This window comes from Selenomonas oralis (assembly GCF_051603425.1).
Classification (GTDB): domain Bacteria; phylum Bacillota; class Negativicutes; order Selenomonadales; family Selenomonadaceae; genus Selenomonas; species Selenomonas sputigena_A.
On record NZ_CP194411.1, the window covers coordinates 767,335 to 779,995 of the forward strand.

Here is a 12,661-nt window from a genome sequence, read left to right on the forward strand (position 1 = left end):
GCCGGGAAACGGTCCGCCGGCGCATAAAGCAGCCCTCTCAGTCAAGCGTCATGATCTTATGCTTCAGGACATAGATCAGAGCCTGCGTACGGTCGTTGACATTGAGCTTGCGGAAAATATTCGTCAAGTGATTCTTGACCGTCTTCTCGCTGACGAAGAGCGCCTGCGCAATATCCTGGTTGCTGAAGCCCTTGGCGATACACGAAAGCACGTCCATCTCACGCGAGGTCAATCGCTCCGAGCGGCTTTCACGCCACATCGTGCGCGCCTTCTCGTTGATGTTCTCGTCCTCGGCGACGCCGCCGAAAAGACGCTCGGCCAGCGACGGATAGACAAAAGCATTGCCCTCGTTCACGACGTGGATTGCCTTGATGAGCATCGACGGCTCGACATCCTTCAGGAGATAGCCGAGAACGCCATTTTTCAGCAGCTCCAGCACATAATTGTCGCTGTCATGGATGGTCAGCACAACAATCTTCGTCTTTGATTTCGCGGCTTGGAGCTGACATGCGACCTCGAGCCCGGAAAGGCCCGGCATATTGAGATCGAGCAGCAGAACGTCAGGCTGCAGCACAAGCGTGCGGGCGAGGGTCTCCTGTCCATCTTCCGCCTCGCCGACAACCTCCAGATCGTCCTCGAAATTCAGTACGCGTTTCACCCCCTGGCGAAGCAGCGCATGATCGTCCGCGATCAAGATCTTTATCGTCATTGCCCAACATCCTTTCCGTACTCTTGCCCCACGGTTCCTTCTGCCGGGGATGGCAAGGCGCGCAGAATATGCGCTGTTAAAAATATCATGATTTCCGAATCCGTCTTGCCTCGCCGCACACTGCGAAAAAAAGAGCCAAGAATCGGCAAATCGCCGAGGAGCGGCACCTTGGCGAGATTCCGCGTCTCCTCGCTGCCAATCAGTCCCCCGATCACCATGGTTTCGCCGTCCCGGAGGCGCACCGTCGTATCAGCCGAACGTTCCTGGAACTTGTATGCCTTGAGCTCGTCCACATAGACGGGCGAACTGACCTCTGTATGCACGGCGGCCGTGATCTGCCCATCCGCATGGATGCGCGGCGTACAGCGCAAAATAATGCCCGTGGGCTTATAGACGATCGAGGTCGTAATCGTCGAATTCGTCGTCTGCGTCTCGGGCACCGGCACAGAGCCGCCGATATTGATCACGGCCTCGCGCCCCTGAAGCGTTGCGATATTGGGGCGGGCAAGAACCGTCGCCTTGCCCTCGCTGACAAGCGCCGAAATCTTCGCACTGTAATAAAATTCAAAAGGGAGCCCTGCCGGGCCGCGGCCAAAGCGGATGATGCCGGGCGTTTCCCCGTTGATCCCCCGCCGCGCCGCCTCCGTCTTTCCATCGGCTTTGGCGGCATACGGGTAGACAGGCAGCTGTGACCAGCTCCAATCCACACCAAGCTCCTTCGCCGCATTCTTCTCTACAGCGACGACATGAGCCTCCAGCGAAACCTGTTCCGTAGGCACATCGAGCGCGGCAAGCGTCTTCCTTGCCTGCTCCGCTTCCTGCTCCGTACCGTACAAAAGCAGGGAATTTGTGGCACTATCGACCATAAGTCTCTGGCCGGTCCTATATAGTCCCCCTTCGCTTGTATCTTCCTTCCCATTTTTCTTATTCTCTTCTATCTCGAAAATTCCTGCTTCTCCTAAAGATAATTTTACAGCAGCAAGCGCCGTATCGAGATCGGCATAGAGGATGGGCAATCGATGCATACGATAGAAGGCGCTTGCATCCTTCGGCGCCCCGACGAGCAAAACGGAGCCATCGTGCTCCACGAGCAGGCCCTTTGTCCGAGCGACGAGAAGAAGCGCCTCCTCCGGCTCAATGTCCTTGAGGCTCAAGCTGATGCGTCCCCCTACAGAATCGTCGAGCACAAGCCCCAGTCCCGAAAGCCGGGCGATCGAGGCAAGCACGCTGCGCACATCGCCGTCGACGATCTCGAGCGTCATCGGCTCGGCTCCTGCACGCAGAGGCATAAAGACAAAAAGCAGCAAGAGCATCAGCCATTTTTTCATCCGAAAGAATCCTCCTTGAAATCGCTTTTCAGGCATATCCCTGCGCCCACTTCTGCCGCCGTTTTGGGTCCGTTCAAGCCCCGGCAGGCAGAGCGCCGCTCACCGCGGCAGCGGCAGCGTATACAGTCTGCCGTTGACAAGGACGACGGCCGTTCCCTCGTCCAGTGAATGGAGCAGCACGCCGTGCTTCTCCTCGCCCTCGGCCAGGAAAAAATCCTGGCCTTCGAAGCTCATGAGCAGCACACGTCCTGCATTGCTCGTAATGACGCCCCGCGCCACCATGGCATTCGACGGGTCAACAACGCTGCCCGGCTTGGCCTCCACGCCATTGCCGGCTCCGCCTGTCCCGCCCTGTGCCTGGGAAATATCCACCTTTCCGGTCTGCCCTATACCCCGGCGGGCCGAATCGCCCGCCGCCGGCGTATTTCCCTGCTGCTCCCTTACGCCGCCCAGCGCCGCAAGAGCCGCCAGATCGTCAGCATCTCTCGTATGCAGCAGGCAAAACGGATCGCCCAGCGCCGAAACCCGGTGCGTTTCCTCCGGCCCCTGTGCCGCCCCGGACGACGGGACGCTCTCCGCGCTTGTCACGGCCGCCCGTTCCGTCGCCTCCCTTTCCGAAAGATCCGCAAAAAGCCAAACGAGCAGACCGAGCAAAAGCGTCAGCAGCAGAACCGCTCTGCGGCTCCCGCCGGAAAAGAGAAAGTTTCCGGCACGACACACGCCTTCGCGAAGAGCCGCAAGGCCGCTCCGCTTCCCTCCGTGCGCCGTTTCACCGGCTTCCGGCATCGACGCCATGCCGGCGGCTTCTCCCGCTGCCGGAAGCTCTGCCGACAGAAATTTTCCTTCCCATTCTCTATGAATCAATCCAGATCCCCCCCTTTCAGCACAAACATAAGAATAAATAAAACAGCCCTGCTTCTTCCTGGAATCCGCAGAGCTGTTGTTCTCGCCTCTTGCGAGCTATATTCATTTCGAGGACGCCCTGCGGATCAAACCGAAAGCGCAGCTGTTCCTTTCAAGCGGCCGGCTGCCGCCGCGTCCGGCAAATTCTAGCAGCACGGATAAATTCAGCATCGACCTGTCGACCTTCATTTATCAGTTCTTCCTTCTATTATAGGGATTGTCGAGTTCTTGTCAAGGGATTTTCTCCCTCACTTCTTCGCCTTGAGCTCCTGGAGCATCGGCCCCATGATGCGCTTGTACGATTCGACGCCCGGCTGGTTGAACGCATCGACATCGGCAAGCTCGCCCTCGTAGGCGACGCTCAGCGCCAGAAGATAGAGGAGTTCTCCCAGATGGTAAGCGTTGAGCTCCGGCAGCGAGAACAGCGCGTTGAAGCGCTGGTTCGATGCGAGCGCATCGGCGTTCGAGCGGCGCGCGACCTCAAGTGCTTCGCCCATCGTCAGTCCCGAAATATCGGCGAGCTTCTTCACCTCGGGGAATTCGTTCGGAATCACGCAGTCGTCCGCCCACTTCTCGATGCGGATGAACTGCACGATCTTGTTGAGCTTTCCTTCCTGGTGCTGCTGCGTCTGCGCATGCATGTCCGTCGTACCGACGGCGACCACAGGCGTGCGCCCGTAGCAGACCTCGGCGCCCTCCTTGTTGAACTGCTTGCCCAGCGATTCCGCAAGGAGCTGGATGTACCACTCGGAAACCGACTTCAGGTAATCGCCGTAAGGCATCATAACCTCGATATCGCGTCCGTACTTCTCCGCAGCGATAAACTTCAGAGCCGCATTGAGCATCGCCGGGTTCTGCCGGACATCGTCCGTTTGGCAGGCCTCGTCCATCGCCTTCGCGCCGTCGAGGAACGCCTGGATGTCAAAGCCGATGCAGGCTGCAAGCGAAAGCCCGACCTCGGAGAAAATCGAGAAGCGTCCGCCCACGCCGTCCGGCACGGCAAACGTCTTCCAGCCCTTCTCCTGCGCGAGCTTCTTGAGAAGCGTCGGCTGGGCCTCGTTCGGATCCGTCACGGCGACGACCTCGACCTCGATATTCGCATCCTCCCGCAGCGCCTTGTAGACTACCATAAAATTGGACATCGTATCAAGCGTGCCGCCCGACTTCGAAATCACGAGGAGCAGGACGCGCAGCTTGCGCTTCTTATGGCTCTGCGCAGTCTTCGCCTGGTTTCCCAGCGTGCGGATGAGATCGCTCGTCGCACGCGGATCGATATTGTTGCCGCTGAAATAGACCTTCGGGAAGCCCTGACGCTCCTCCTCGGTCTTCTCATTCCAATACGCGCCGCACTCGACATCGAAAAGCACTTTGTTGCCGAGGAAGGAACCGCCGATGCCGAGCGAAACGACGGCATCCGTATGCCCCTTGACATGCTCCGTAAGCTCCTTCAGACGCGCGAGCGAGGCCGGGGAATTGAGATGCCCCTCCTCCACATACGGAAGCTGGGAAAAGAGCACCTTCTCCGGCGTGCCGTCCTTGGAAAGATGTTCCCGAATAACGCCCGTCTCACGCATGACCTTCATCGCCTCATGCGCCTTCTTGAGATCGTCCGCCAGCGTCTTGATATCGGCCTCCGTCACCTTTCCCTCACCATAAAGATTGTCATAGTCAAAGGCAAAGCCGGACTTCAATTTCAAACTCATAACAACACCTTCCTAACGAAAAACCCTTGGAAACAGGCCGGACAATCTGTCCCGGCCGCTTTATGGGAAAGCAGCAGGCAGCCGGCGTCTTTCGCCGGGCTGCCTGCGCCTTCAAAACGAAATGCCTCGAGCCGCGCAGCAAAGCGTGCGTTCAGCCCTCATCCCCATCCATCTTCGGGCGCAGCAAGGGACCGATCGTATGAACGAGGTACGTCATAAACTCCTCCCGGATCTCGGGTCGCTTCAGCGCCTGCTCCACCGTGGCCTCCAAAAAGCCCTCCTTGTCGCCGATGTCGTAGCGGCGGCCCTCAAACAGGTAGGCATAGACTTTTTCCCGCCGCGCCAATTCTCCGATGGCGTCCGTCAGCTGGATCTCCTGCCCCGCGCCCGGCGCTGTATGCGCCAAGATCTCGAAGACCACCGGCGTCAGCACATAGCGGCCGAGAACCGCGAGCCGCGAAGGCGCACACTCCACCGACGGCTTCTCGACAAGGCCGACGGCCTGCCAGACATTGGGCTTGATCTCGCGCGGCTCGACAATGCCATAGCGCGAAACCTGGCTCCGTGGTACCGGCTGCACGCCGAGCACACTGCCGCCGTAGTCGTCGTAAACATCGATGAGCTGCGCGAGGCACGGCACCTTGGCGTCGACGAGGTCGTCGCCCAAAAGCACCGCAAAAGGCTCCTCCCCGACGAACTGACGCGCGCAGAGCACGGCATGGCCAAGCCCGCGCGCCTCCTTTTGGCGGATGAAGTGGATCTGGATATCCGAGATCTCTTCAATCATCTTCAGCATATCGTACTTGCCCTGCTCTTTGAGCTGCATCTCGAGCTCCAGGGAGCGGTCGAAGTGATCCTCGATCGAGCGCTTGCTGCGCCCCGTGATGATCAGGATCTCCTCAATGCCCGAAGCCATTGCCTCCTCCACGATAAACTGAATCGCGGGCTTGTCGACGATCGGCAGCATTTCCTTCGGCTGCGCCTTCGTCGCGGGCAAAAAACGCGTGCCGAGACCGGCTGCCGGAATGATCGCCTTGCGGATCTTCTGCCGCATCACAGCTCAGCCCCGAATGACGGCCAAAAGCTCATCCGTCTTTTCCTTCATCAAAGCCTCGTCCTGACGCGACTCGACATTCAGGCGAATCACAGGCTCCGTATTCGACATCCTGAGATTGAAGCGCCAGTTATCGAACTCGACCGAAAGCCCGTCCACCTTCTCCACCTTGCCCTTCGGGCCGTAAATCTCCTCGACCTTCTGCATCACAGCATGGGCGTCCGACACCTTGCTGTTGATCTCGCCCGAGATCGGATAGCGCGCCATGCGCTCAGCCATCAGCTCCGAAAGCGGCTTGCCCGCCGCACTCATCAGCTCGAGCACAAGGAGCCACGGAATCATGCCACTGTCGCAGTAAGAAAAATCACGGAAATAGTGATGTGCGCTCATCTCACCGCCATAGACCGCGTTGACCTGACGCATCTTGTCCTTGATGAACGCATGGCCGCTCTTGCACATCACAGCCTCGCCGCCGAGCTCCTGGCAAATCTCAATCGTATTCCAGATCAGGCGCGGGTCGTAAATGATCTTCGCGCCCTTGTTCTTCTTGAGGAACGCCTGCGCGAGGAAGCCGACCATGTAGTAGCCCTCGATGAAGCCGCCCTTCTCATCGAAGAGGAAGCAGCGGTCGAAATCGCCGTCCCAGGCAATGCCGATGGCAGCGCCGGACTCCCGGACGACCTTTGCCGTAGCCTCGCGGTTCTCCTGCAGGATCGGGTTCGGCACGCCGTTCGGGAAATTGCCGTCCGGCTCATTGAACACCTTGACCATCTCAAACGGCAGGTGCTTCTCCAACGCATTGATGATCGGACCGGCCGCGCCGTTGCCCGTATTGACCACGATCTTGCACGGCTTCAAAGCCTTGAGATCGACATACGTCAGGATGTGCTTGATGTACTCGTCGAGTACATCGACCTGCTCGACCTTCCCCTTTGGGCGGTCAAGCGGCTTGAAATCCCCCTCCATCACGGCCTTCTCGATATCCTTGAGCCCCGTATCGCTCGAAATCGGGCGCGATTCCTTGCGCACGAACTTCATGCCGTTGTACTCCTTCGGGTTATGGCTCGCCGTGATCATAATGCCGCCGTCCAGCCCATAGTGCGCCGTCGTGAAATAAATCATCTCCGTGCCGCACTGCCCGATATCCATGACATCGGCTCCGGCCTCCGTCAGCCCCTTGGCCAGGGCGTCGCGAATCGACGGACCCGAAAGACGGATATCATGGCCGACGGCCACCTTCTTCGCCTGGAAGAGATCGACGAAAACGCGTCCAATGCGGTAGGCCAGCTCCTCATTTACCTCCTCCGGATAAATGCCGCGAATATCATATGCCCCGAAACCCTTGTTGCTGATTTTCATAATTGCCACCTCTTCTTAAATCAAATTTTCCGTTTTCACTGAATTGTTTTATTCTTTCGGGAAAAGCAGGCGATTTCCCTGCTTCGTGCCGAGAAAAAATTTTAAGAAATTTCAAGCCGACCATCGCCGGCTCCATACCATACCATCCGCCCCATGCAAAAAAGAATTCCCCTACGCAGCATGATCTGCATAGGGAAACGGCCGGCGGCAATATGGCATCAAGGCAACGGTTGCTCTTTTGCCAAAGCGCGGATCTTATCCGCAGACAAACTCGTGATACGCGCGATCATCTCGATGGGGAGTTTTTCTTTCAGCATGGAAAGAGCCGTCTCTTTGCGCGTATTTTCCATGCCGCGCTCCATGCCCTGAGCGATACCGCGCTCCATGCCCTGGGCGATTCCGCGCTCCATGCCCTGGGCGATGCCGCGCTCCATGCCCTGTTCATAGATGCCTGTGCTCAAATTACACATGGTTCTCAGCTCCTCCTCCATGTCGGCGGTTGTGCTCATGCCGAATTCGTCTTCTAAAACCTTCTTTTTCTCTGCCGGCGGTGTTGCTGTGTCCTTGAATAAGAGCCGCAGGAAACGAATGAGCCAATCTTCCGCCTGCGGTTCCTCTCCAAGATAGATTGTGACGATGCTCAGCAAATCGTAGTCGGCACGATTTTCCTCATGGCAATGCAGGATATGGTGCTCCTTGAGGTCGTAGCGATTGATGGCGCTTCTGCCATCGGGAGAGTCCATGCAGAGCCAAATGGTATAGACCTTTTACTGAGCCGTCCGTGAAACAAGCCCTAAGGGCGCAGTTAAGCGGGTAACGGCTCGTATGTGAAAATGTCCCAAGAATGCAAGCCGAAGGCGTAGCATGATTGGCTGACATTGACCGCCTTGATCTCATCGTAGGACGAGCCGGTGAATTCGGTCTCCTTCTGCGAGGAAAGCAAGCGGCTCGCGTAGTAGACCGCCCGCCGCAGAAGCGCGTAGCCCAGCTTCGAGCGGCGCTGCGTCCGCTGCGCTTCGACATTGATGATCAAAGTGAGGCGCTCGCCCGATTGGGGAGCTCGCGCGTGAAACAGGATGTCGAAACGTATCCATCCTTCTGTGATACCGACATTTTCGGTGGCATCGCCGAAGATTTCCTTCGGGGAACGCGCGGCATTTCTTGCGGCATTCGTCTTATCCCTGTCAACAGGAATTTCGCTGATCTGCGGCGTGCCCTCGATATATTTTTCGGCAATATCGGCGACAGAGGCTTCTGCAAATTCCGGCACGGTTCTCTTGAGGAGGCGCGCCATGATGGCTCTTTGGGAAAGCAGCCACTTCGCATGCTGGTCGTAGACTGGGTTTTGATAAAGCGGCGCAGAGCCTTCCGGCAAGCGGGTCTCTATTGGCTGCATGGGGTCACCTTCTTTGCCTTTATTTAACATGGCAGTTGCTCTCCAGCCAAGAAAAGATGATGGGTTTTCGCGAACTCTTGCAATTCCGCGCACAGGCGGTTCCGCTCTATCCCTTCCTCACATCAAGCACCTGCACTTCCTCGCCCTGCGTCCGGAGCCACATCTCGATGCCCTTGCCGTAACTCTCCGCCGACAGCGTATAGACGCCCGCTTCTTCCTTTATGACGCGCAAAGTCGGCAGGCGGTCGCGGATTGCCTCCAATGAGCAGCCGCTGTAAGTGAACGTGATGCGCCGCAGCTCGCCCGCGTACATGAACTGGATGCGCTTGCGGAACTCGCCTTCCTGGAACCGCTCGCGATACGGCACCGAAAAGCGCTCCTTCTTCACGCTGATCTTCTCCATGCGGTCGACACGGAAAACGATTGGATAATCCGCCGAATCATCCGCATAGTAAGCGATCAGGTAAAAGTAAAACTCCGAAAAAAGAATCGCCGCAGGTTTTACCACGCGTTCATGGCACATGCCGTCGAGCCGCGTATAGCAAAACTCCGTAATGCGCTGCTCACGTATGGCGGCGGCAAGCTTCCAGAGCGTCGGCACCACGTTCTTCCCATGCTGCAGCTCCGTATAGTAATGCGCCTCCTGCGAAATCAGCTTTTCCACGACCTCGCGCTTCTCCCTCGACACCTGCGACAAAAGCTTCCCCAAGAGCCGCTGCATCATCGCCTTGGGAAAAGGACGGCTCTCCAAAAGAATCTTGCAGACAGCAAACACTTCCTCCGGCTGCAGCCCCTCGGCGCTCTCGCGGGAAATGCGATATCCGCCCGACGCCTTGTCGTAGACGATTTCAAGATACGACTGCTCCCCCGCAAGATACTCGCGCAGCCCCTCGATATCACGCTGCACCGTCTTCTCGCTCACGCGATACTGATCGGCAAGCTCCCGCTTCGACAGCGCCTCCCCCTGCTGCAGACGCTTGTAAAGATCGAGCAAGCGATAACTGCGATTGTCCGCGCGCCCTTCCTGCATCATCCTGCCTCCTTCTATAATCCTCAAAGCAACGTTCATTTCCCTAGGGAAGCGCAGCGATCCGCCAATCCGCCTCACCCGAGGAGACGCACCACATTCCCCTGCAGGATTTCCTCCAGGCGCTCAACCTGAGCCGATTCCTTCGCCCCCGTCTTGCACCACATGGCAAAATGCTCGCAGTTCTGCGTCAGTAAATCGTATTCTCCCTGCCCGATGCAGCTGCGCGCGCGTTCGACCGTCTCCTGCGGCGAATAAAAATCCCGTTCCTCTTCTTCCGGCTCGATATCAAAGAGAAAAGACACCGCATCGCTGATGATTTCCGCACCAATGTCGGCAGGACTGCGCCTGGAAAACGGATTAAACGACGCGCAGAAAAGATCCCTGAGCTTATCCAGCACATCAGGATCCTCAAACGCAAAAACGCAGTACTCCGAATCCCCGTCAAGGAACTCCTTCAGCGACGTTTCCGCCACCCTGCCGCTGCAGCAGTCAAACACATCGCCGCCCTCCTGCTTGACATAATGGATGACGCTCCTCTTCCGCCCCTCTCCGGAATATATCCCAAAATGCTTGTACACGCCGCGGTCGACATAAATCACGTCACCATAATTTGCCTTATCCATAAAATCTCTGCCCCTTCCTTAAAGCATCTTTTCCTCAAACCTGCTGCACGACTGGCAACCCGCAGTCGTCATATTCTTCAACGTACACGGTGCGCGCCGTTGGGGATCGAACTCCCAAAAACCAGCCGCCGGACTTTTCGGAATAAGCGCCTCGTTCCTGGGATCGTACCAATGCCTGCAAAATGCACACTTATTGATGCGATGATCCTTGATGTTGACCAGCGTCATGAAAATTCCCCCGCCTCTACAGCCGCACTTCTTCAATATGGATGAGAAACAACATCCTTATCGACTCTTTTAACCTTAATAAAATTTTAACACTGCAGCTCCCTCCCCGCAAGATATTTATGAGCCTCGCCTAATCATGCACAGCGCTTCTCCATCCTGATCTCCATAAATACATCCCCTCCCCATAAGATCTCCCTGTTCTCTTCACAGTATAAAACAAGGCATGGACAGTTTTTGTCCATGCCTCAAAATATTTTCTTAAGTCTCGTGCTTAAAAAGCAAGCAAACGATAGCCGCACAATTCTCTATGCGCTTCACGCTCCCCGCTCATCCTACTGAACGACAAAATCAAACTGAGATTCTTTGTTGAAAAATCCGTCTCACGATCTATTTTCTCCAGACTTCCAGAGAACAATTCCTCCGATCGCAACAGCAAGTGCTCCCATTCCTCCAAGCACCTTAAGATAAAAGTTTTTATTTTCGTTATCTTTGCGTTCTGCTCTCTCTACCAGCTTCTTCATTTCTTCATAAATACATTTCTTTTCCTCAAAATTCAGTTCATCTTTCTCCCATCCCTCCAAGAATCTCTGCATTGCCTCATATTGATCATTGAGACGCTTCATGTTTTCGTCATTGCCTTTAATAGCTTCTTTTCCCATCTTCATATAATTTTTTAAAGCCCTACGCACCGATTTCACAAAACCATGAATCTGCCGCAATGCATCATCCTGATCTGCAGGAGCCATCCTTCTTGCCTGCTTTATAAAATCCATGATCTTATCTTGCGTCACATTTTCAAAACTCCATATCCCTAGAGATGAGAGTACCTCATCTTTCGTAAGTACGCGTTTCATAATCAATCCACTCCTTTTCATATAATCGTTCGGATTCAATATTCTCGCTCCAATTTTCTTCTCTTAATCAAAACTTTATCATGGGTGTCCCGTCCTCGCAATACACTTGTGTCCCAACCTTCTCCCAACTTCTTTCTCATTTGCCACGAACTTCTCTTACTTATTATCGTTTGGATACTATCTCTCCTTTCACCTCTGCTGCAACAGCTCTTTCCGGCATGCTTCCCTCAAATCATTCCCTACTTGAAAGTCCAAGAAGTCAAGCCCAAAGGGTGCAGACTGATTGGCAAACTTTCATTAATGGCGGCGCACAATGTCCACGAAGTAGACGTTTATGCGTGTAGTTTACTATCACCATTATAGCAACGCCGATTGCCATTCAGGTCGCCCAACATGCGACATTACAAACATTGATCTTTCTTAACAGCAGTCTCAATACTCCATCGCCACCCGCACCGCCATATTGACGCGCACGCCGTCATCAAACTTTTTCTCTCTGTTGACGTGGAGCATCACGTCTGCCTTTTCCCCAAGCGATGTTTTCAGCTCGCCCAGCGCGGCCTGCGCATCCGGTAAGGCAAGATCTTCATCCTTCCCCGCGACCATCACGAACACCCGTTTCGCCGCCTGCAATGCGCCGCCTCGCGAGAGCACGCGCCGTACGTCCGCCATCGCTGTGCGTACATCCGCGCCTTCGCTGCTCCATGCCTGCCAGATGTTTCCCCGCCACTCAGCAGACAGGAACTTACTGACTTCCTGCCATGAGATCGCGGCCTCTTCTCCGCCTTGCAAAGCGCACAGCAAATCGCCGACGAAATCGCTCTGCCGCTTCGCTATTGCCCTTGCCGCTACAGCTCCCGACGATGCAGAAGAATCATCGCCCATCGCGATAACAGCTTCCGCATGTTCGCAAAGACTTTGAAATCGCTGATACATTTCCGTCCCTCGCGTCTCCGCCTCATTCTTGTCCATGAGTTTTTCTAGCTGCGGTACATGCACCACAGCGATTTTCTGCGTAGAACCATATGTCGAGTTCTTCGCTGCAGCAGGCGCGGCATCCCTTCCAATCTCCTCCGAAAAGTCCGCCAACACAAGGGACGGATAGCAAAACCGCCATATCGTGTGGTAATAGAAGCAGAATTTCTGATAACTGATCGGCAAACTCTCGAACGGCGCCGTCATCACATTCTCCACGACTTTCCACAAATCATCTTTCATCGCGATCGTATCCGCCTTCGTCTGCCGGAGCTTTTTCTCATCGCGATGCAGCACGAGATATGTCGCATTCTCGCAGCCTGACTCCATCAATCGACGAACAGCCTCCACTCCGTTATCACCAATGCCGACAATATCCGCAGCATCCATCCTGCTGCGAATATGAAAAGATCGCACCGGCGGCATCCCCAAACGCTGCATCGTCTTAAACATCTCAATCATCTCAAATCCCGTTATAAAAGACACTTCTCTCATCTCC

At 55.6% G+C, this 12,661-nt stretch carries 12 protein-coding genes and 2 pseudogenes; all 14 read right to left on the reverse strand.

Going from position 1 to position 12,661, the window contains the following annotated elements; genetic code table 11:
• Window positions 1-37 precede the first annotated feature (37 nt).
• The 14 genes and pseudogenes from ACRTGH_RS03575 to ACRTGH_RS03640 all read right to left on the reverse strand — a co-directional run bounded on the left by ACRTGH_RS03575 (window position 38) and on the right by ACRTGH_RS03640 (window position 12,657).
• Window positions 38-709, reverse strand: a complete 672-nt coding sequence (locus tag ACRTGH_RS03575; RefSeq protein WP_368846833.1) for a response regulator — start codon at window positions 707-709, stop codon at window positions 38-40.
• Window positions 706-2,037, reverse strand: a complete 1,332-nt coding sequence (locus ACRTGH_RS03580) for a type II secretion system protein GspD (protein WP_368846832.1) — start codon at window positions 2,035-2,037, stop codon at window positions 706-708. Before ACRTGH_RS03580 ends, ACRTGH_RS03575 begins: the two co-directional genes overlap by 4 nt.
• A 99-nt stretch (window positions 2,038-2,136) precedes the next feature.
• Entirely contained in the window at window positions 2,137-2,901 is a 765-nt protein-coding gene (locus ACRTGH_RS03585) for a hypothetical protein (RefSeq protein WP_368846831.1), read from the reverse strand.
• A gap of 102 nt (window positions 2,902-3,003) precedes the next feature.
• Window positions 3,004-3,129, reverse strand: coding sequence for a hypothetical protein (locus ACRTGH_RS03590; protein ID WP_368846830.1), 126 nt, complete (start codon window positions 3,127-3,129; stop codon window positions 3,004-3,006).
• Window positions 3,130-3,188: 59 nt separating this feature from the next.
• Window positions 3,189-4,643, reverse strand: coding sequence for a glucose-6-phosphate isomerase (locus ACRTGH_RS03595; RefSeq protein WP_368846829.1), 1,455 nt, complete (start codon window positions 4,641-4,643; stop codon window positions 3,189-3,191).
• Window positions 4,644-4,794: 151 nt separating this feature from the next.
• The gene (gene galU / locus ACRTGH_RS03600) at window positions 4,795-5,697 is read right to left on the reverse strand and encodes a UTP--glucose-1-phosphate uridylyltransferase GalU (RefSeq protein WP_368846828.1); all 903 of its coding nucleotides are present in this window, start codon (window positions 5,695-5,697) and stop codon (window positions 4,795-4,797) included.
• A gap of 6 nt (window positions 5,698-5,703) precedes the next feature.
• Window positions 5,704-7,056 (reverse strand): phosphohexomutase domain-containing protein, encoded by a 1,353-nt coding sequence (locus ACRTGH_RS03605; protein WP_368846827.1) that lies wholly within the window; start codon window positions 7,054-7,056, stop codon window positions 5,704-5,706.
• Window positions 7,022-7,192 carry a hypothetical protein gene (locus ACRTGH_RS03610; protein WP_368846826.1) on the reverse strand — a complete coding sequence of 57 codons (171 nt, stop codon included), beginning with the start codon at window positions 7,190-7,192 and terminating at the stop codon, window positions 7,022-7,024. Before ACRTGH_RS03610 ends, ACRTGH_RS03605 begins: the two co-directional genes overlap by 35 nt.
• An 82-nt stretch (window positions 7,193-7,274) precedes the next feature.
• Window positions 7,275-7,823: pseudogene (locus tag ACRTGH_RS03615) on the reverse strand (nuclease); the annotation flags it as partial.
• Between the two features lie 119 nt (window positions 7,824-7,942).
• Window positions 7,943-8,452: pseudogene (locus tag ACRTGH_RS03620) on the reverse strand (nuclease); the annotation flags it as partial.
• A 106-nt stretch (window positions 8,453-8,558) separates the two neighbouring features.
• The gene (locus ACRTGH_RS03625; RefSeq protein WP_368846825.1) at window positions 8,559-9,482 is read right to left on the reverse strand and encodes a helix-turn-helix transcriptional regulator; all 924 of its coding nucleotides are present in this window, start codon (window positions 9,480-9,482) and stop codon (window positions 8,559-8,561) included.
• Between the two features lie 74 nt (window positions 9,483-9,556).
• Window positions 9,557-10,105 carry a lecithin retinol acyltransferase family protein gene (locus ACRTGH_RS03630; RefSeq protein ID WP_368846824.1) on the reverse strand — a complete coding sequence of 183 codons (549 nt, stop codon included), beginning with the start codon at window positions 10,103-10,105 and terminating at the stop codon, window positions 9,557-9,559.
• A 608-nt stretch (window positions 10,106-10,713) separates the two neighbouring features.
• Window positions 10,714-11,187 (reverse strand): hypothetical protein, encoded by a 474-nt coding sequence (locus tag ACRTGH_RS03635; protein WP_368846823.1) that lies wholly within the window; start codon window positions 11,185-11,187, stop codon window positions 10,714-10,716.
• 432 nt (window positions 11,188-11,619) lie between these two features.
• Complete coding sequence (locus ACRTGH_RS03640; protein WP_368846822.1) at window positions 11,620-12,657, reverse strand: cell division protein FtsZ; 1,038 nt, start codon at window positions 12,655-12,657, stop codon at window positions 11,620-11,622.
• Window positions 12,658-12,661 lie beyond the last annotated feature (4 nt).

Excerpts from the sequence above, each read along its gene's own strand:
- ACRTGH_RS03625 (WP_368846825.1), bottom strand. The coding sequence starts at position 9,482 with ATGCAGGAAGGGCGCGCGGACAATCGCAGTTATCGCTTGCTCGATCTT.
- ACRTGH_RS03580 (WP_368846832.1), bottom strand. The coding sequence starts at position 2,037 with ATGAAAAAATGGCTGATGCTCTTGCTGCTTTTTGTCTTTATGCCTCTG.
- ACRTGH_RS03605 (WP_368846827.1), bottom strand. The coding sequence starts at position 7,056 with ATGAAAATCAGCAACAAGGGTTTCGGGGCATATGATATTCGCGGCATT.
- ACRTGH_RS03610 (WP_368846826.1), bottom strand. The coding sequence starts at position 7,192 with ATGGAGCCGGCGATGGTCGGCTTGAAATTTCTTAAAATTTTTTCTCGG.
- ACRTGH_RS03590 (WP_368846830.1), bottom strand. The coding sequence starts at position 3,129 with ATGAAGGTCGACAGGTCGATGCTGAATTTATCCGTGCTGCTAGAATTT.
- ACRTGH_RS03575 (WP_368846833.1), bottom strand. The coding sequence starts at position 709 with ATGACGATAAAGATCTTGATCGCGGACGATCATGCGCTGCTTCGCCAG.
- ACRTGH_RS03595 (WP_368846829.1), bottom strand. The coding sequence starts at position 4,643 with ATGAGTTTGAAATTGAAGTCCGGCTTTGCCTTTGACTATGACAATCTT.
- ACRTGH_RS03630 (WP_368846824.1), bottom strand. The coding sequence starts at position 10,105 with ATGGATAAGGCAAATTATGGTGACGTGATTTATGTCGACCGCGGCGTG.
- ACRTGH_RS03635 (WP_368846823.1), bottom strand. The coding sequence starts at position 11,187 with ATGAAACGCGTACTTACGAAAGATGAGGTACTCTCATCTCTAGGGATA.
- ACRTGH_RS03640 (WP_368846822.1), bottom strand. The coding sequence starts at position 12,657 with ATGAGAGAAGTGTCTTTTATAACGGGATTTGAGATGATTGAGATGTTT.
- galU (WP_368846828.1), bottom strand. The coding sequence starts at position 5,697 with ATGCGGCAGAAGATCCGCAAGGCGATCATTCCGGCAGCCGGTCTCGGC.